Annotated in this window: 17 protein-coding genes; 4 read left to right on the forward strand and 13 right to left on the reverse strand. The window is 69.8% G+C overall.

All coding sequences use genetic code 11. The features are described from left to right. Position 1: 1 nt before the first annotated feature. The 6 genes from ccsB to hemL form a co-directional block, all read right to left on the reverse strand. Positions 2 to 1,084, reverse strand: coding sequence for a c-type cytochrome biogenesis protein CcsB (gene ccsB, locus ACWD2L_RS29555; RefSeq protein WP_351339785.1), 1,083 nt, complete (start codon positions 1,082 to 1,084; stop codon positions 2 to 4). Beyond that, entirely contained in the window at positions 1,081 to 2,808 is a 1,728-nt protein-coding gene (gene resB / locus ACWD2L_RS29560; RefSeq protein WP_351339782.1) for a cytochrome c biogenesis protein ResB, read from the reverse strand. The genes ccsB and resB overlap by 4 nt, the downstream gene beginning before the upstream one ends. A 3-nt stretch (positions 2,809 to 2,811) precedes the next feature. Beyond that, positions 2,812 to 3,576: a cytochrome c biogenesis CcdA family protein gene (locus ACWD2L_RS29565; protein WP_351339780.1), complete on the reverse strand. Its 765-nt coding sequence runs from the start codon at positions 3,574 to 3,576 to the stop codon at positions 2,812 to 2,814. Positions 3,577 to 3,582: 6 nt separating this feature from the next. After that, a complete protein-coding gene (locus ACWD2L_RS29570) occupies positions 3,583 to 4,203 on the reverse strand; it encodes a TlpA family protein disulfide reductase (protein ID WP_351339777.1) in 621 nt (206 codons plus the stop codon). A gap of 130 nt (positions 4,204 to 4,333) precedes the next feature. Further along, entirely contained in the window at positions 4,334 to 5,026 is a 693-nt protein-coding gene (locus tag ACWD2L_RS29575) for a histidine phosphatase family protein (RefSeq protein WP_351339774.1), read from the reverse strand. After that, positions 5,023 to 6,348 (reverse strand): glutamate-1-semialdehyde 2,1-aminomutase, encoded by a 1,326-nt coding sequence (gene hemL, locus ACWD2L_RS29580; RefSeq protein WP_351339772.1) that lies wholly within the window; start codon positions 6,346 to 6,348, stop codon positions 5,023 to 5,025. Before hemL ends, ACWD2L_RS29575 begins: the two co-directional genes overlap by 4 nt. Positions 6,349 to 6,554: 206 nt before the next feature. On the opposite strand from hemL, the gene ACWD2L_RS29585 reads away from it, so the two are divergent. After that, the gene (locus tag ACWD2L_RS29585; RefSeq protein WP_351339769.1) at positions 6,555 to 7,136 is read left to right on the forward strand and encodes a hypothetical protein; all 582 of its coding nucleotides are present in this window, start codon (positions 6,555 to 6,557) and stop codon (positions 7,134 to 7,136) included. A 7-nt stretch (positions 7,137 to 7,143) separates the two neighbouring features. Here the strand turns inward: ACWD2L_RS29585 and ACWD2L_RS29590 are convergent, their stop codons facing one another. Next, positions 7,144 to 8,010, reverse strand: coding sequence for an LLM class flavin-dependent oxidoreductase (locus ACWD2L_RS29590; protein ID WP_351339768.1), 867 nt, complete (start codon positions 8,008 to 8,010; stop codon positions 7,144 to 7,146). 172 nt (positions 8,011 to 8,182) lie between these two features. On the opposite strand from ACWD2L_RS29590, the gene ACWD2L_RS29595 reads away from it, so the two are divergent. After that, on the forward strand, positions 8,183 to 9,382 hold the full coding sequence (locus ACWD2L_RS29595) for a glycosyltransferase family 4 protein (RefSeq protein ID WP_351339766.1): 1,200 nt from the start codon (positions 8,183 to 8,185) through the stop codon (positions 9,380 to 9,382). 261 nt (positions 9,383 to 9,643) lie between these two features. Here ACWD2L_RS29595 and ACWD2L_RS29600 read toward each other — a convergent pair whose 3' ends face one another. From ACWD2L_RS29600 to ACWD2L_RS29610, 3 genes are all read right to left on the reverse strand, one after another. Then, a complete protein-coding gene (locus tag ACWD2L_RS29600; RefSeq protein WP_351339763.1) occupies positions 9,644 to 10,291 on the reverse strand; it encodes a CE1759 family FMN reductase in 648 nt (215 codons plus the stop codon). After that, on the reverse strand, positions 10,288 to 11,373 hold the full coding sequence (locus ACWD2L_RS29605) for an LLM class flavin-dependent oxidoreductase (protein ID WP_351339821.1): 1,086 nt from the start codon (positions 11,371 to 11,373) through the stop codon (positions 10,288 to 10,290). The genes ACWD2L_RS29600 and ACWD2L_RS29605 overlap by 4 nt, the downstream gene beginning before the upstream one ends. A 74-nt stretch (positions 11,374 to 11,447) precedes the next feature. After that, positions 11,448 to 12,050, reverse strand: a complete 603-nt coding sequence (locus tag ACWD2L_RS29610) for a TIGR03086 family metal-binding protein (protein ID WP_351339761.1) — start codon at positions 12,048 to 12,050, stop codon at positions 11,448 to 11,450. 99 nt (positions 12,051 to 12,149) lie between these two features. Here ACWD2L_RS29610 and ACWD2L_RS29615 point away from each other — a divergent pair, with 99 nt between their 5' ends. Then, the gene (locus ACWD2L_RS29615; RefSeq protein WP_351339759.1) at positions 12,150 to 12,977 is read left to right on the forward strand and encodes a helix-turn-helix domain-containing protein; all 828 of its coding nucleotides are present in this window, start codon (positions 12,150 to 12,152) and stop codon (positions 12,975 to 12,977) included. Positions 12,978 to 12,987: 10 nt separating this feature from the next. Here ACWD2L_RS29615 and ACWD2L_RS29620 read toward each other — a convergent pair whose 3' ends face one another. The 3 genes from ACWD2L_RS29620 to ACWD2L_RS29630 all read right to left on the reverse strand — a co-directional run bounded on the left by ACWD2L_RS29620 (position 12,988) and on the right by ACWD2L_RS29630 (position 15,181). Continuing rightward, positions 12,988 to 13,164 (reverse strand): hypothetical protein, encoded by a 177-nt coding sequence (locus tag ACWD2L_RS29620; RefSeq protein ID WP_351339828.1) that lies wholly within the window; start codon positions 13,162 to 13,164, stop codon positions 12,988 to 12,990. Further along, positions 13,151 to 13,921, reverse strand: a complete 771-nt coding sequence (locus ACWD2L_RS29625) for an SDR family oxidoreductase (protein WP_351339756.1) — start codon at positions 13,919 to 13,921, stop codon at positions 13,151 to 13,153. Before ACWD2L_RS29625 ends, ACWD2L_RS29620 begins: the two co-directional genes overlap by 14 nt. A gap of 66 nt (positions 13,922 to 13,987) precedes the next feature. Further along, entirely contained in the window at positions 13,988 to 15,181 is a 1,194-nt protein-coding gene (locus ACWD2L_RS29630) for an RtcB family protein (RefSeq protein WP_351339753.1), read from the reverse strand. Between the two features lie 201 nt (positions 15,182 to 15,382). Here ACWD2L_RS29630 and ACWD2L_RS29635 point away from each other — a divergent pair, with 201 nt between their 5' ends. Next, positions 15,383 to 16,261 (forward strand): DUF3558 domain-containing protein, encoded by an 879-nt coding sequence (locus tag ACWD2L_RS29635; protein ID WP_351339751.1) that lies wholly within the window; start codon positions 15,383 to 15,385, stop codon positions 16,259 to 16,261. Positions 16,262 to 16,319: the final 58 nt, after the last annotated feature.

Raw genomic sequence — 16,319 nt, forward strand, 5'->3', positions numbered from 1 at the left:
ATTACACCCCGGCGTACGAGTGCTTGCCCGTGACGAAGATGTTGACGCCGTAGTAGTTGAAGATCCAGCAGCCGAAGGCGATCAGCGCCAGGTAGGCGGCCTTGCGGCCCTTCCAGCCGGCGGTCGCGCGGGCGTGCAGGTACGCCGCGTAGGCGACCCAGGTGATGAACGACCAGGTCTCCTTGGGGTCCCAGCCCCAGTAGCGGCCCCACGCGTCGCCCGCCCAGATGGCGCCCGCGATGATCGTGAACGTCCACAGCGGGAAGACGGCCGCGTTCACGCGGTAGGAGAACTTGTCCAAGGACTGCGAGGCGGGCAGCCGCTCCATGATGGACGTCGCGAACCGGCCCGGCTGGCCGCCGGACGCCAGCTTGTTCTCGTACGAGTCCTTGAAGAGGTACAGGATCGTGCCGACCGCGCCGACGTAGAAGACCGCGCCGCAGAAGATCGCCGTCGAGACGTGGATGTACAGCCAGTACGAGTGCAGCGCCGGCACCAGCTGGTCGCTGGACGTGTACAGCACGGTGGTCGCGAGGCCGAGGTCGAGCAGGACCGTGATGACCAGGGGCAGGCCGAGCCAGCGCACGTTCTTCTTCAGCGCGAGCAGCACCAGATAGATCGCCACCGCGACGGTGGAGAAGGTGATGCTGAACTCGTACATGTTGCCCCACGGGGCCCGCTCCACCGAGAGCGCGCGCGTGAGCACACCGCCGAGCTCGATGAGGAAGCCGAGCGCCGTGAGGGAGATGGCGATGCGCCCGTACAGGTCGCCCTGTACGTCACCGGCCGCGGCGCCGGGGCCGTCCGGCACGTCCCGCGCGCCGGCCGCGGCCCGCGTCACGACCTTCGGCCGCTCCAGGACGGCGGTGCCGCCCTTCTTCTTGACCGTGACCGCGGGCGCGGCGGCCTTCTCCTCGGCGTTGCCGGTCAGCGCGGCGGCCGTTCGGCCGACCTTGCTGCGGCTACCGAAGATCCACTCGGCCATGTTCGCGAAGAACGCGAGCAGGTACACGGCCATCGACGAGTAGATGAGGACGTTACTGGTGTGAGCCAGGTTCTCGTTGACTGCGGCGGCGAGAGTCACTTCTCAGCCCCTTCGGCGGCAGGAACAGCGGTGGTTGATGCGGAGGTTACTGTGGGTTCACTGGGGGCGGGCGCGCTCGGCGCCTCGCTGTGCAGCTGCTCGACCAAGGAGCCGAGCTCCTCCGGCAGCTTCGCGGACTCGCTGCGGCCGAGGCCCGCCAGTTCGACGACGGTCACACCGTCGGGGCCCTCGACGGCACGCACCCAGACGCGGCGGCGCTGAATGAACAGGGAGCCGGCCAGGCCGAAGATCGCGGCGACGGCGCCGCCGAGTGCCCAGGTGTCACCGGGCTGGTGGGAGATCTGGAAGGTGACCCATTCCTTGATGTCCTTGTCGAACGTGATGGAACCCGCCCCGTTCGGCAGCTTCATCGTCTCGCCGGGCAGCAGCCGCTGCTTGAGCGCCTTGCCCTTGGAGTCCTTGAAGGCCTTCATGTGCGAGGTGTCCAGCTGGTACACGTTCTGCGGAAGGCCCGCGTCCACGCCGAGGTCGCCGTGCGTCGCGTTCAGCGCGAGGACGGGGAAGTCGAGCCCGGGGAACTGGGAGAGCATCGTGCCCTTGCCCGCACCCGCGAACGACGGCACGAACCAGGCCGCGAAGCCCAGCTGTTCCTTCTTGCCCTTGGCGTCGCTGTAGCCGTCCATCACCTTGATGGCGCCCTGCGAGGAGAGGTTGGAGTCGATCGGCAGCATCGGCACGGTCTGCTTCGAGACGACCTTGCCCTTGCCGTCGCGGACCGTGACGGGGACCGCGTAGCCATGCCCGTTGAGGAAGATCTTGGTTCCGTCGATGTCCAGCGGCTTGTTGGACTCGATCTTCGCCTTCTTCGTCTTGTCGCCGGAGCCCTCGGTGTAGCTGACGTTCGCGCGGAACGTGCGCGGGGTGCCCTTCTCGGGACCCGTGCGCTCGTACGTGGCCGTGAACTTGTCGAGGGTGAAGCTGAACGGCGACAGGTCGTGGTCGCTGTCGAAGAGGTTGCCGGACTGGAAGTCGTCGTACTGGGTGAGGGTGTTGGCGAACCCGTCGCCCTCGGTGACGAGCTTGCCGCCCTCGAACTTGAACAGCTGGCCCCAGGCGAAGGAGATCAGCAGCACGATCAGCGCGATGTGGAAGGCGAGGTTGCCGACCTCACGCAGGTACCCCTTCTCGGCGGCGACCGCGGTCCCCGCCACGTGCGCCCGGTAGCGGCGCTTCTTCATCATCGCGAGGGCGGCGGTGCGCACCTGCTCGGGGTCCGCCTCGGTGCGCCACGTCGCGTACGCGGGCAGCCGGCCGAGCCGCTTGGGCGCGCCCGGCGGGCGGCCGCGCAGCTGCCCGACGAACTGCCAGGTGCGCGGCACGATGCAGCCGATGAGGGAGATGAAAAGCAGCAGGTAGATCGCGGAGAACCACACCGAGCCGTAGACGTGGAAGAAGCCGATCTTGTCGTAGACCGACGCGAGCGTCCCGTGGGCCTCGCGGAAGTCGGCGACCTTGGTCGGGTCCGTGCCCTCCTGCGGAATCAGGGAGCCGGGGATGGCGCCGAGGGAGAGCAGGAACAGCAGGATCAGGGCGACCCGCATCGAGGTGAGCTGCCGCCAGAACCAGCGGACCCAGCCGATGACACCGAGCCTCGGCAGGGTGGGCGACCGGTCCTCTTGTGGAGCGGTGCTCAGTTGGGATGACGCGGCTTCGAGCTCAGTGGGGTCGCCACCGCTCCGCGCGTCGTCGGTCGTGTTGCTCATGGATCAGATTCCCACCTGGAAGCCGGTGGACCAGGTCCGCATCTGCCCCACGAGGGCGTCCCACGCGCCCGTGAGCAGAAGAACTCCGGTCAGGATCATCATGATGCCGCCGATGCGCATCACCCACGTGTAGTGCTGCTTGACCCAGCCGAACGCGCCGAGCGCCTTGCGGAAGGCGATCGCGGCGAGCACAAAGGGCAGGCCGAGACCGAGGCAGTACGCGATGGTCAGTATGGCCCCGCGGCCGGCGGTGCTCTGCACCGAGGAGAGGCCGATCACGGAGGCGAGGGTCGGGCCGATGCAGGGGGTCCAGCCGATGCCGAACAGCGCGCCGAGTATCGGGGCTCCGGCGAGCCCGGCGGCGGGCTTCTTGTGGAAGCGGATCTCCCGCTGCGTCACCCAGGGCATGAAGCCCATGAAGAAGACGCCCATGAGGATCATGAGGACGCCGAGCACCTTGCTCAGCACCCCCTGGTACTCCTGGAGCGTCTGCCCGAAGAAGCCGAACAGCGCGCCGCCGGAGACGAAGACGGCGGTGAACCCGAGGACGAACAGGCTGGCGCCCGCCGCCATCCGGCCCCGCCGCTGCTCCATGAGGTCGGTGCCGGTGATGCCGGTCACGTACGACAGATAGCCGGGTACGAGGGGCAGCACGCACGGGGAGAAGAAGGAGACGAGGCCGCCGAGGAGGGCGACCGGCACGGCCAGGAGCAGCGCGCCGTCCGTGACCGTGTCACCGGCGGCGAGTGTGACGAGGGAGGAGCTCACCTTCGCTCACTTCTCCGCGACGACCGGCGCGACCATCTTGCGCAGGGCCTTCTCGCTGAGTGGCTTGAGCGAACGCGCGGCGATCTTGCCCTCGCGGTCGACGACGATCGTCGAGGGGATGGCCTGCGGGTTGAGTGTGCCCTTCTCGAACTTGAGGAGCAGTCGGCCCGTCGGGTCGTAATAGCTCGGGTACGGGACCCCGTAGGACTCCTCGAACTTCTGGGCCGGGCTGGTGCTGGGGTCCCGGGTGTTGATGCCGAGGAACTGGACGCCCTGCTTCTCGGTGTCCTTGGCGACCTTCACGAAGTTCGGGGCCTCGGCGCGGCACGGCGGGCACCAGGAGCCCCACACGTTGAGGACGACGACCTTGCCCTTGTAGTCGGACATGTCGAGCTGCTTGTCCTCGAGGTCCTTGCCCGTCAGGGAGGGGGCGTCGTGCCGCTCGCCCTTCTTGACGGTGGCGATGCCGCCGGACCCGGAGACGAAGTTGGTGTTGTTGCCGCCGCCCGACGTACCGCCGGAGCCGCAGGCCGTCAGCGCGAGGGCCGCGACAGCGGCTCCAACGGTCAGCTTGGCGGCGCGGCGCTTCGTCGCGGTGGTGCGGGGGGTGCGGGAGGCGGCACTCATGTGAAAAGTTTCGCATGTCTGTTTAGGGGATCTTCCGCACCCCCCTCACGCCGGGAAAAGCCCACTTCAGAAGGGGTTTGCGAGGAACGTCCCGCAGCCCTTGGAGGGATGCGGGACGGGCCTGTTGGGATCAGGCGCCGAAGGCCTTGTCCTTGCCCTTCACCGGCTTGACTCCCGCCCGCAGATGAGCCGGGACGAGGTCGATGGCGGGCTCGGTGTAGCCCACGGACACGATCTTGTCGCCCTGGTACGTGAACGTCGTCAGCGAGGCCAGCGTGCACTGCCGCTTGCGCGGGTCGTGCCACAGGCGCCGCTTCTCGACGTAACTCCGCACGATCCAGATGGGCAGCTGGTGGCTGACGCACACCGCCTCGTGCCCGCGCGCCGCGTCCTTCGCCGCATCGAGCGCGCCCATCATCCGCACGACCTGGTCGATGTACGGCTCGCCCCAGGATGGCTTGAACGGGTTGACCAGGTGCTTCCAGTTCTCCGGGTTCTTCAGCGCGCCGTCGCCGACGCCGAAGGTCTTGCCCTGGAAGACGTTGCCCGCCTCGATGAGCCGTTCGTCGCCGTCCAGGTCGAGGCCGTGCGCCTTCGCGATCGGCGTCGCCGTCTCCTGCGCCCGGTCCAGCGGGGACGCCACGACGTGCGTGATGTCGCGCCCGGAGAGGTGCTCGGCGACCCGGTCGGCCATCCGGCGGCCGAGCTCGGAGAGGTGGTAGTCGGGCAGGCGCCCGTACAGGATCCCGTCCGGGTTGTGCACCTCGCCGTGGCGCATCAGATGGACGACCGTGATGTCGTCGCCGGACTTCGGGGCGCTCATGCCGTGGCCTTCGCGGCGGCGCGGGCGGCGGCCGGCAGCGCGGCCTCGATGCGCGCGATCGCCCGCTCGTCGTGGGCGGTCGAGACGAACCAGGACTCGAAGGCCGACGGCGGCAGGTACACGCCCTGCTCCAGCATCGAGTGGAAGAACGGGCCGAAGCGGAAGGCGTCCTGCCCCTTCGCGTCCTCGTAGTTGGTGACCTCGTTCTCCGTGAAGAACACGGTGAACATGTTGGAGGCGTTCTGCACGCGGTGCGCGACACCTTCCTTGGTGAGCGCCTGCGAGACCAGCGAACGCAGCTGCTCGCTCGTCGCGTTCACCTTCGCGTACGCCGCGTCGTCGAGCAGCCGCAGCTGGGCGACGCCCGCGGCGGTGGCGACGGGGTTACCGGACAGCGTGCCCGCCTGGTAGACGGGACCGGCGGGGGCGAGGTGCGCCATGACATCGGCGCGGCCACCGAACGCGGCGGCGGGGAAGCCACCGCCCATGACCTTGCCGAACGTCATCAGGTCGGGGACGACACCGTCGACGCCGAACCAGCCGGCCTTCGACGTACGGAAGCCGGTCATCACCTCGTCGGAGACGAACAGCGCGCCGTTCTCGGCGCACACGTCCTTGAGCCCCTGATTGAAGCCCGCCTTCGGCGGCACGACGCCCATGTTGCCGGGCGAGGCCTCCGTGATGACGCAGGCGATCTCGCCGGGGTGCGCGGCGAACGCGGCGCGCACGGCGTCGATGTCGTTGTACGGCAGGACGATCGTGTCGCCGGCCTGCGCACCCGTGACACCCGGGGTGTCCGGCAGGCCCAGCGTGGCGACGCCGGACCCGGCGGCGGCGAGCAGCGCGTCGACGTGCCCGTGGTAGCAGCCGGCGAACTTGACGACCTTCGCCCGGCCGGTGAAGCCACGGGCGAGCCGGATCGCGGACATCGTCGCCTCGGTGCCGGAGGACACGAGGCGCACCTGCTCGACGGGGTCGATCCGCTCGACGATCTCCTCGGCCAGCTCGACCTCACCCGCGCCCGGCGTACCGAAGGAGGTGCCGCGCGAGACGGCCTCCTGCACGGCCGCGATGACCTCGGGGTGGGAATGGCCGAGGATCATCGGCCCCCACGAGCACACGAGGTCGACGTACTCGCGCCCGTCGGCATCGGTGAGATACGGACCGTCACCGGACACCATGAACCGGGGCGTTCCGCCCACCGCGCGGAACGCGCGCACGGGCGAGTTCACGCCACCGGGCGTGACCGCTTCCGCTCGGTCGAAAAGCCCCTGCGACGCGGGTGCCTCATAGGGATAGGGAGTGTTGTTCGCCTCTGCCATACCTCTCAGCGTACGGCCCACCCTCGCGCGCCCCGGCGCGCGGACCCGTGGCGACCTAGACTCTGCCTGGCGCCACACTCTGCCGACACGTTTCGGCTGGGGACCGTGGGGGAGGTCACTGACACGATGATCGGGTTGCGCGCAGGCGGTCGCGCGGCCTACAAAAGGGGCTTGCGCGCCCTGGGGAACAGCAGTCGGGTGGAGATATGCATCGCGGTGGCGGACTGGGCGAGGGGACCGGTGACCTCGGCCCCCGGCGTGCCCGGCGGGGGAAGCACCGGCGCGAAGAGGACGTAGAGGGCATAGCGGCCAGGGACATCAGGGACGGGGACATCGGGAATGGTGGCCGGGTGGGGGTGACGTACAAATACTTCGGCGCGCCCGACGGCGCCACGGCAGCCCGCGTCCCGATCTCCATGCGCCCCGAGGAGCTCGGCGGTGACGAGTTGGGCATGGGCGGCATGTTCACCAAGATCAAGCCGGAGACGGTGGCCGCGATGGTCCTCACCGGCATAGAGGGCATACCCCTGCACAAGGTTCCGCCCCTGGAACTCGTCGTCCTCCACCCCGACTACGCGGTGGTCAAGCTCCCCATGACGGTCGTCGACCCGCTGCGCGGGGTCGGCGAGGAGTCCGTCGGCGCCGCGGCGTTCATCTGGTCCACGGTCCCCGACCGCGGCGGCCCGCGCGACGCGTTCAACGTGTACCAACTGCTGCACGAGTGGCAGGACTTCAGCCACCGCCTGCACGATGCGGGACATCAGGCGTACTGCCTGGTGTGGCCGTAGCCGGCCTCTACAGCTCTGGCGGTCCCGCCTCGATCCGCCGCAGCACCGCCTCGTACGAGTCGATCTTCCCGCCCGTCTGCAACTGCCGCTCGTCCCACCAGGTCGCCCCCGCGTCGGCCAGCGGTCCCACGATGTCGAGCGCGGCCGCCTTGCCGGGCGGCGTGAGCCCGCCGACGACGAACTCGAAGGGGCCCTGGGCGGACTCCCGGTGCTCGTTCACGTAACGGACGACCTCCGCGAACCGGTCCGGGCGCGGCGGCACACCGTGCAGGGCGTCGGCGAACAACGGGGCCGCGCCGTCCCAGCGGGCCGCCCGGCGCATCGGCCGCCGGGCGGGCCAGAAGCCGCCGATCCAGACGGGCGGCCGGGGCTGCTGCACGGTCGCGGGCAGCAGCTGCGTCTCCTGTACGCGGAAGTGGGCGCCGTCGTGGTCCACCTCGGCGCCCGACCAGTACCGGGCGAGCAAGTCCAGCCCTTCGTCGAGGCGTTCGGCGTGCACGGTCCGGTCGACGGTGTCGCCGAAGCTCCCGTACTCGTCGCCGGCGGGGCCGCCGAGACCGGCGCCGAACACGACACGGCCACCGCTCAACGCGTCCAACGTGGCCACCTGCCGGGCGAGTTGCTCGGGTCGATAGCGGGGCACCGCCGTGACGAGCGTGCCGACCCTGAGTCGGGACGTGGCCAGGGCCGCCGCCGTCAGCAGCATCCAGGGGTCGCCGAAGGGCTTGCCGCGCTGCACCTTCTTGTCGTGCACGACGTGATCCCACACCAACAGGCCGTCCCAGCCCGCCTGTTCGGCCGCGACGGCCGTGCGGGCGACGGTGCGGGCGTCGGCGAAGTCACCGAAGTTCGGAATGTTGACCGAGAAGCGCATGCCCTCATAATGTCGGCCGGGGCGCCCGCGCAACAGGGCGCCGCGCGACCTGCCCGGCGGGCGCCCCGGTCGGGTCCGGTGCGGCGGCGGGTCGCCTGTTCGGTGGTCGGCCGAAGGGCTTCTTCCCCGGATCTCACCCGCGGCGCGCGCCTTCCGGGGAACACATGCCCACATGAAGATCGCGTTCCTGCTGCACAACGTGTACGCCGTCGGCGGCACGGCGCGCACCACGCTCAACCTCGCCGCCGCGCTCATCGAGCACGGCGGCCACGACGTGGAGATCGTGTCGCTCTCCCGGCACCGGGAGGCCCCTCGGTTCCCCGTCGACCCGCGGATCACCCTCGTACCCCTGGTGGACCTGCACGCCGGGTCGCCCGACAGGCTCCACCCCGCGTACGGGAAGCGGGCCCGGGTCTACCCCGCCACCGACAAACGCCACCACCAGTACACGCTGCTGCACGACCTGCGCGTACGCGAGTACCTGGAGGAGCGCTGCGAGGCCGACGTCGTCATCGGGACGCGGCCCGGCCTCAATGTCTACCTCGCCCAGTGGGGGCCGAAGCGGGCGCTGCGGATCGCGCAGGAACACCTGCGGCACGACGCGCACAGCGGCCGGCTGCTCAAGACGCTCGCCAGGCGCTACCGGGCGCTGGACGCGCTGGTCACGGTCACGGAGGAGGACGCGGAGGTGTACCGGGCCAAGATGCGGCTGCCCGGCGTGCGGATCCTCTCCGTGCCGAACATCGTGCCGCCGGCCGATGTGCCGCCCTCGGACGGCAGCTCGAAGATCATCGCCGCGGCCGGCAGGCTCACCCCCGGAAAGCGCTACGACCTCCTCCTGGAGGCCTTTGGCGCGGTGTCGGCGAAGCATCCGGACTGGGAACTGCGGATCTACGGCGGCGGCCGGCGGGAACCGCAGCTGCGGGCCCTCGTGGACGAGCTCGGTCTCGGCGGCCGGGCCCGGCTCATGGGGACGGTGTCGCCGATCGAGCCGGAGTTCGCGCGGGCGTCGATCGTGGTGAGCGCCTCCGACGCGGAGTCCTTCGGGATGACGCTGGTGGAGGCGATGCGGTGCGGGGTGCCGGTGGTCAGTACGGACGCGCCGCTCGGCCCCGCCGAGATCATCACGGACGGGGTGGACGGGCGGCTCGTGCCCGTGGGCAACGCGAGTGCGCTCGCCGAGACGGTCATGGACCTCATCGAGGACGAGCCGGCCCGGCGGAAGATGGGGGCGGCGGCGATTGCCTCCGCGCACCGGTACGACCCGGAGCCGATCGTGGCCCGGTACGCGGCGCTCTTCGCGGACCTCTCTGCGACTCGGCGGCGCCGGGCGTGGCAGAAGCTCCGCCGGCTCCGCCACCCGGGACAGTGAACGAGCGACCCCGCACCCCAAGGCCACGGGGCTCCGCCCCGGACCCCGCGCCTCAATCGCCGGCGGGGCTTGATTTTGCCGCAGGAGCTTGATCTATCAAGCCCCTGCGGCGATTGAGCAGGCCCACCCGGCAGGGCCGCTTACAGCCCCTGCGGCGATTGAGCAGACCCACCCGGCAGGGCCGCTTACAGCCCCTGCGGCGATTGAGCAGGCCCGCCCGGCAGGGCTTTCGGGAAGGGGTGGGGTGGGGGAGACAACGGGTCAGCCAACCCGTAGCCCCTCCAGGCGCTCCGCGAAGGGGACGACCTCGAAGCCGTCGTCCGGGTCGACCGAGGTGATCGCGCCATGCAGAGCGCGGGGCGCGATCGCCGGGGCTGTGTCCACGTCAGGGGCCTCCGCGGAAGACCCCATCAACCCCGCCAACTCCCCACCCGCACGGGCGACCCGACCCGCGAGCCCCTCCTCACCCCAGTCCTCCGACGCCGCATAGACCGCCGTAGGAAGGACGATCGACCGCAGGTACGTGAACAGTGGACGCAGCGCATGCTCCGTGACCAGGGAGTGCCGCGCCGTACCCCCCGTCGCCCCGACAAGCACCGGCTTCCCGGTCAACGCATCCTTGTCGATCAGATCGAAGAACGACTTGAACAGCCCGCTGTACGACGCCGAGAAGACCGGCGAGACCGCGATCAGACCGTCCGCCGCCGCCACCGCGTCCAGCGCGGCGGCCAGCCGAACAGGCGGGAACCCGGTGACGAAGTGCTGAGCGATCTCCGTGGCGTAGTCACGCAGTTCGAGCACCTCGACCTCGGCGTCCACCCGCTCCACGGTCGCGGCGGCCAGCCGATCGGCGAGCAGCCGGGTGGACGACGGGGCACTCAGCCCCGCCGACACGACGACGAGCTTCATACCCGGTCGACCCCCTTCGCCGCGACCCGCGCCGCGTGCGTGGGCGCGTCCGGCACGTTCGCAGGACGCTTGTTCGCGAACTCCTTGCGCAGCACCGGCACGACCTCCTCGCCCAGCAGGTCGAGCTGCTCCAGGACCGTCTTGAGCGGCAGCCCGGCGTGGTCCATGAGGAACAGCTGGCGCTGGTAGTCACCCACGTAGTCCCGGAAGGACAGCGTCCGCTCGATGACCTCCTGCGGCGAGCCGACCGTCAGCGGGGTCTGCGAGGTGAACTCCTCCAGGGAGGGGCCGTGGCCGTACACCGGCGCGTTGTCGAAGTACGGGCGGAACTCCCGTACCGCGTCCTGGGAGTTGCGCCGCATGAACACCTGGCCGCCGAGGCCGACGATGGCCTGCTCCGGCGTGCCGTGCCCGTAGTGGGCGTAGCGCTGCCGGTACAGGTTCACCATCTGCTTGGTGTGGGAGGCCGGCCAGAAGATGTGGTTGTGGAAGAAGCCGTCGCCGTAGTACGCGGCCTGCTCGGCGATCTCCGGCGAGCGGATGGAGCCGTGCCACACGAAGGGCGCGACGCCGTCCATCGGGCGGGGCGTGGACGTGAAGGACTGGAGCGGCGTGCGGAACTTGCCCTTCCAGGTGACGACGTCCTCGTCCCAGAGGCGGCGCAGCAGCGCGTAGTTCTCGATGGCGAGGTCGATGCCGTCGCGGATGTCCTTGCCGAACCACGGGTAGACCGGCCCGGTGTTGCCGCGGCCCATCATCACGTCGACCCGGCCGTCCGCGACGTGCTGGAGCATCGCGAAGTCCTCGGCGATCTTCACCGGGTCGTTCGTGGTGATCAGCGTCGTGGACGTGGAGAGGATCAGGTTCTCCGTGCTCGCCGCGATGTGGCCGAGCATCGTCGTCGGCGAGGACGGGACGAACGGCGGGTTGTGGTGCTCACCGGTCGCGAAGACGTCGAGGCCGACCTCTTCCGCCTTGCGCGCGATGGCGAGCATGGCCTTGATCCGCTCGTGCTCGCTCGGGGCTCGGCCGGTCGTCGGGTCGGGCGTGACATCACCGACGGTGAAGATCCCGAACTGCATCGTGCTCACCTTGCTCACCTTCCGCAGGTTGTTGACGCTTCAACTATACCTCCGGAACGGTGCGCGCCCGCACGCTATTCCCCGTACGGGTCCCGGCCCGTGGCGGCCAGCATGCGCGCGAGCGGATCCGCGTCCGCGCCCACCGGCACCGCCGCCCCGAACGCCCCCATCTCCCGGCCCGTCGGCGCCAGCTGCTCCACCACCGCTGTGAGCTCCGACACCACCGCCGGATCGGCCCCGTACTCCTGACCGGTCGCCCGCGCCAGATCCCACGCGTGGGCGGTCAGATCCAGCAGCGCCATCCCGCCCACGGTCCGCGCGGGCATGTTCAGCGCCCCGGTCGTCCCCTCCTCGGCCCCGGGCGTGGACCAGGCCTCGACCAGCGCCTGCGCCTCACGCGCGAACCGCTCCCGCCAGTCGGCCTCCGCCACGTAATCCGGCGGCGCCGTGAAATCGGAATCCTGCTTCACCGCGAGCTTCTGGAACTCGACGACGACGTGGAACAGGTGGTTGGCCAGCGCCCGCACGTCGTAGTTCGCGCACGGCGTGGGGGCGTCGAGGGCCTTGTCCCCGATCCCGGCGACGACGGGAACGGCGCGCGAGACGGCCGCGGCGAGCAGCGCGCCAAGGGGCTTGGTCTGTGTCTGGTTCTGCGTCTGCTTCTCGTTCATGTCCATACTTCGACGCTACGAGCGCACGGCCCGCCCGGCTTGAAGAAACACGACGCGACGGGCGGGCGGACGGGCGATGTCAGTGCCCCGCCCTACGCTCATCTCATGTCACCGGAGAGGTCACCGGAGCGCCCCGACACCCGCGGGATCGTCGACCCGGCCGCACTGCTCACGCGCGTGCGGCTGCGGCGCCACGAGCCCGCCGAATCGCTGCGCCGGTACGTCGAGCACTACTGGTTCATCGACTGGGACCTGCCGGAGCCGTACGCCTCGAACGTGCTGCCCCACCCGTCCGTGCACCTCACCTTCCAGCAGGACGACATCGACCAGCCTCCGTACGGGGAGCTGACCGGTGTCGCCGCGCCCGGCCTCTACACGCGCAAGATCCACGGGCGGGGAAAGGTGTGCGGGGCGAAGTTCCGGCCGGGGGCGTTCCGGCCGTTCGCACCGGGCGCGCCGGTAGCGCAGTGGACGGGCCGGGTCCTGCCCTACGAGAAGGTCTTCCCGGCCACGGATCCGGCGGCCGTCCTCTCCCCCGCCGACGACACCGCCGACGACACCGGCCGGATCGCCGCCCTCGACGCGTACCTGCTGCCGCTGGCCCCCGCCGAACCCGCCCCGCAGGCCGAGCTGGCGATCGGCCTGGTCGACCGGATAAGGGCCGACCGAGGGGTCCGCCGCGTCGCCGACTTCGCGCAGGCCGAGGGCATGACGGTGCTGTCGCTGCAACGCCTCTTCCACGCATACGTGGGCGTCAGCCCGAAGTGGTGCATCCTGCGCTACCGCATCCACGAAGCCGTGGAGACGGCGGCGGCCCGCCGCAACATCGACTGGGCCGCACTCGCCGCCGACCTCGGCTACGCGGACCAGGCCCACCTCGTCCGGGACTTCACGGCGACGGTGGGGGTGCCGCCGACGGCGTACGCGGGCTGAGGCGGCCGCGCTAATTGGCGTGCTTGACCGCGAAGATCATCACGAACGCCACGATATGAATGCCGAACAGGAAGTACCCCAGGTACCACCACATGTACCGCTCGCCGCGCTTTTCCTCCGCGCGACGCCGCTCGTCGTACTCCCGCTGAAGCACGTCCAGCGGATCGCTCGCATCACTGCTGCTCACGATGCACCTTCGTGTTGGACGCCTGCGCACGCGGCCGCACCACCAGCAGGTCGATGTTCACGTGCGGCGGCCGGGTCACGGCCCAGCCGATCGTGTCGGCGACGTCGTCCGCGCTCAGCGGCTCGGCCACACCCTGGTACACCTTGGCGGCCTTGGCCTCGTCCCCACCGAACCGGGTCAGCGCGAACTCGTCCGTCTTCACCATGCCGGGCGCGACCTCGATGACCCGCACCGGCGTCCCGACGATCTCCAGCCGCAGCGTCTCCGCGAGCACGTGCTCCCCATGCTTGGCGGCGACGTACCCGCCCCCGCCTTCATAGGTCCCAAGCCCCGCGGTCGACGACAGAACGACAACGGTCCCGTCCCCACTCGCGGTGAGCGCGGGCAGCAACGCCTGCGTCACATTGAGCGTGCCGATGACGTTCGTCTCGTACATCTGCCGCCACTGCTCGGGATCACCGGTGGCGACAGGGTCGGCACCGAGCGCACCCCCGGCGTTGTTCACCAGCACGCCAATGGTCTTGAACGCCAAGGCGAACTCATCGACCGCGGCCCGATCGGTCACATCCAACGCATACGCCACGGCATCGTGCCCCGCCGCCGTGATCTCCTTGGCGACCGCCTCGATCCGTTCCTGCCGGCGGGCCGTGAGCACCACGCGGTACCCCTCGGCCGCCAGCCGCCGGGCGGTGGCGGCACCAATGCCACTGCTCGCGCCCGTGACGACGGCGATACGGGATGCGGGAGCGGGAGCCATGGCCTTGCCCTACCTTTCGGCGACGATCCAGGAAACGAAGTCCAGGGTACGCGCGGCGCGAGCGGGTCAGCCCTTCACACAGACGACCTGCTTGAGCTTGGCCACGACCTCCACGAGGTCCCGCTGCTGGTCGATGACCTGCTCGATCGGCTTGTACGCGCCCGGGATCTCGTCCACGACGCCGGAGTCCTTGCGGCACTCCACGCCCCGCGTCTGCTCCTCCAGGTCACGCGTCGAGAAGCGCTTCTTCGCGGCGTTGCGGCTCATCTTCCGACCCGCCCCGTGCGACGCGGAGTTGAAGGACGCCGCGTTGCCGAGGCCCTTCACGATGTACGAGCCCGTACCCATGGAGCCGGGGATGATCCCGTACTCGCCGGAGCCCGCGCGGATCGCGCCCTTGCGGGTCACCAGGAGGTCCATGCCGTCGTACCGCTCCTCGCTGACGTAGTTGTGGTGAGCGCTGATCTCCGGCTCGAACATCGGCCTCGCCTTCTTGAACTCCTTGCGGATCACGTCCCTGAAGAGCGCCATCATGATCGTGCGGTTGTACTTGGCGTACTCCTGCGCCCAGAACAGGTCGTTGCGGTAGGCCGCCATCTGCGGGGTCTGCGCGATGAATACGGCGAGGTCGCGGTCGACGAGGTTCTGGTTGTGCGACAGGCCCTGCGCGACACCGATGTGATGGTCCGCCAATTCCTTGCCGATGTTGCGGGAACCGGAGTGCAGCATGAGCCAGACCGCACCCTCAGAATCGAACGTAAGTTCGAGGAAGTGGTTTCCCCCGCCAAGCGTCCCCATCTGCTTCACGGCCCGCCCCTCCCGGAACTTCACCGCATCCGCGACCCCGCCGAACCGTCCCCAGAAGTCGTCCCACCCACCCGTCGCGAACCCGTGCAGCCGCCCCGGATCCACCGGCTCGTCATGCATCCCCCGCCCCACCGGAATCGCCTGCTCGATCTTCGAGCGCAGGCGGGACAGGTCGCCCGGGAGGTCGTTGGCGGTCAGGGACGTCTTGACCGCGCTCATGCCGCAGCCGATGTCGACGCCGACCGCCGCCGGGCAGACCGCGCCCTGCATCGCGATCACCGAGCCGACGGTGGCGCCCTTTCCGTAGTGGACGTCGGGCATGACGGCCAGGCCCTTGATCCAGGGGAGCGTCGCCACGTTCTGGAGCTGCCGCATGGCGGCGCCCTCGACCGTGGCCGGGTCGGCCCACATGCGGATCGGGACCTTGGCGCCCGGAACCTCTACGTATGACATGAAATCCCCCGAGGATCGGATGAGTTGGTTCGGAAGTGGTGAAGCATGCGAAATGGATGTAGCGCAAATACCGTCGCCAGCACGGCAAATCGGATGCCGGACCGGCGTTCACAGCGGCGCGTGCGATACACATAGTGCCCATTGGCCGCACCGCCGCGGCAACCGATTAACCAGGCGCAAGGCGCCGAGAGGAGCCTCAGGGTGCAGCGGAAGTCGTACGCGTTCGTACCGGGCGTCGCCGTGCTCCTTGCGGCTGTGCTCGCCGGCTGCACGAGTGGTTCCGATGACGGCGGCGGCGCCGGCGACTCGAAGCCCGGTGAGCCGAGCGCCACCGCGTCGACCGCGGAACCGGGCAAGTACCGGACGCTGCCCGAGCCGTGCGGCCAGCCCGACCAGGACACGCTGGACGAGATGCTCCCCGGCATCAGGAAGCTCCCGGACGCGGAGCAGCGGGAGAAGGCGTACGAGGGTGTGGCCACGGTCACGTACGACACGGATCGCCGGGTCGGGTGCCGGTGGAAGGACGATTCGGCCCCGGGCGGCACGCATCGGCTGAGCCTCGACTTCGAGCGGGTGGTGTCGTACGACACGGCGGTGAGCGACGACGACCGCGCGGCGGCCGTGTTCGCGTCGAAGGTGGATGCGGCGCATCTCCCGGAGCCGGTGGCGTCGGATGCGTCGGCCTCGGCGTCGAAGGCCGCGTCGGACGAGCCGTCCGATGGCGCTTCATCATCGACCTCGGCTTCCGACTCCCCCTCCAAGGGAGCCGACAGTTCCGGCAATTCGGACTCCCCGGACCCCTCAGGCTCCGGCAGCGGTTCGCCGTCCGCGACCCCCGTGGATCTTCAGCCGCGACTGCTCGACGATCTCGGTGACGAGGCGTTCGTCGACGACGTGCTGGCGGGTCCGACGACCGGTCGGCACCGCACGGTGACTGTGGCGTTCCGCACGTCGAATGTGTTGGTGACCGTCCGGTACGAGGTGCAGTCGGCGACCGTCGCAAAGGTGCCGGACAGCAAGGAAATGCAGGACACAGCGCAGAATCTGGCCGGAAACCTGGTCGGCAAGTTCGGCGATTAGGGGCATTAGGGCACGGCCCGATGGCATGGTGAAGGCGAGACGGGCGCGTCGGCCACGG

The sequence above is a fragment of the Streptomyces sp. NPDC002754 genome (assembly GCF_053592315.1).

What these genes read in the sequence shown, in the direction of transcription:
- ACWD2L_RS29610 (WP_351339761.1), bottom strand. Translation starts at nt 12,050, where the DNA reads ATGGACATGAACGAGAAGCAGACGCAGAACCAGACACAGACCAAGCCC.
- ACWD2L_RS29595 (WP_351339766.1), top strand. Translation starts at nt 8,183, where the DNA reads ATGAAGATCGCGTTCCTGCTGCACAACGTGTACGCCGTCGGCGGCACG.
- resB (WP_351339782.1), bottom strand. Translation starts at nt 2,808, where the DNA reads ATGAGCAACACGACCGACGACGCGCGGAGCGGTGGCGACCCCACTGAG.
- ACWD2L_RS29590 (WP_351339768.1), bottom strand. Translation starts at nt 8,010, where the DNA reads ATGCGCTTCTCGGTCAACATTCCGAACTTCGGTGACTTCGCCGACGCC.
- ACWD2L_RS29585 (WP_351339769.1), top strand. Translation starts at nt 6,555, where the DNA reads ATGCATCGCGGTGGCGGACTGGGCGAGGGGACCGGTGACCTCGGCCCC.
- hemL (WP_351339772.1), bottom strand. Translation starts at nt 6,348, where the DNA reads ATGGCAGAGGCGAACAACACTCCCTATCCCTATGAGGCACCCGCGTCG.
- ACWD2L_RS29605 (WP_351339821.1), bottom strand. Translation starts at nt 11,373, where the DNA reads ATGCAGTTCGGGATCTTCACCGTCGGTGATGTCACGCCCGACCCGACG.
- ACWD2L_RS29625 (WP_351339756.1), bottom strand. Translation starts at nt 13,921, where the DNA reads ATGGCTCCCGCTCCCGCATCCCGTATCGCCGTCGTCACGGGCGCGAGC.
- ACWD2L_RS29615 (WP_351339759.1), top strand. Translation starts at nt 12,150, where the DNA reads ATGTCACCGGAGAGGTCACCGGAGCGCCCCGACACCCGCGGGATCGTC.
- ACWD2L_RS29630 (WP_351339753.1), bottom strand. Translation starts at nt 15,181, where the DNA reads ATGTCATACGTAGAGGTTCCGGGCGCCAAGGTCCCGATCCGCATGTGG.
- ACWD2L_RS29600 (WP_351339763.1), bottom strand. Translation starts at nt 10,291, where the DNA reads ATGAAGCTCGTCGTCGTGTCGGCGGGGCTGAGTGCCCCGTCGTCCACC.
- ACWD2L_RS29575 (WP_351339774.1), bottom strand. Translation starts at nt 5,026, where the DNA reads ATGAGCGCCCCGAAGTCCGGCGACGACATCACGGTCGTCCATCTGATG.
- ACWD2L_RS29570 (WP_351339777.1), bottom strand. Translation starts at nt 4,203, where the DNA reads ATGAGTGCCGCCTCCCGCACCCCCCGCACCACCGCGACGAAGCGCCGC.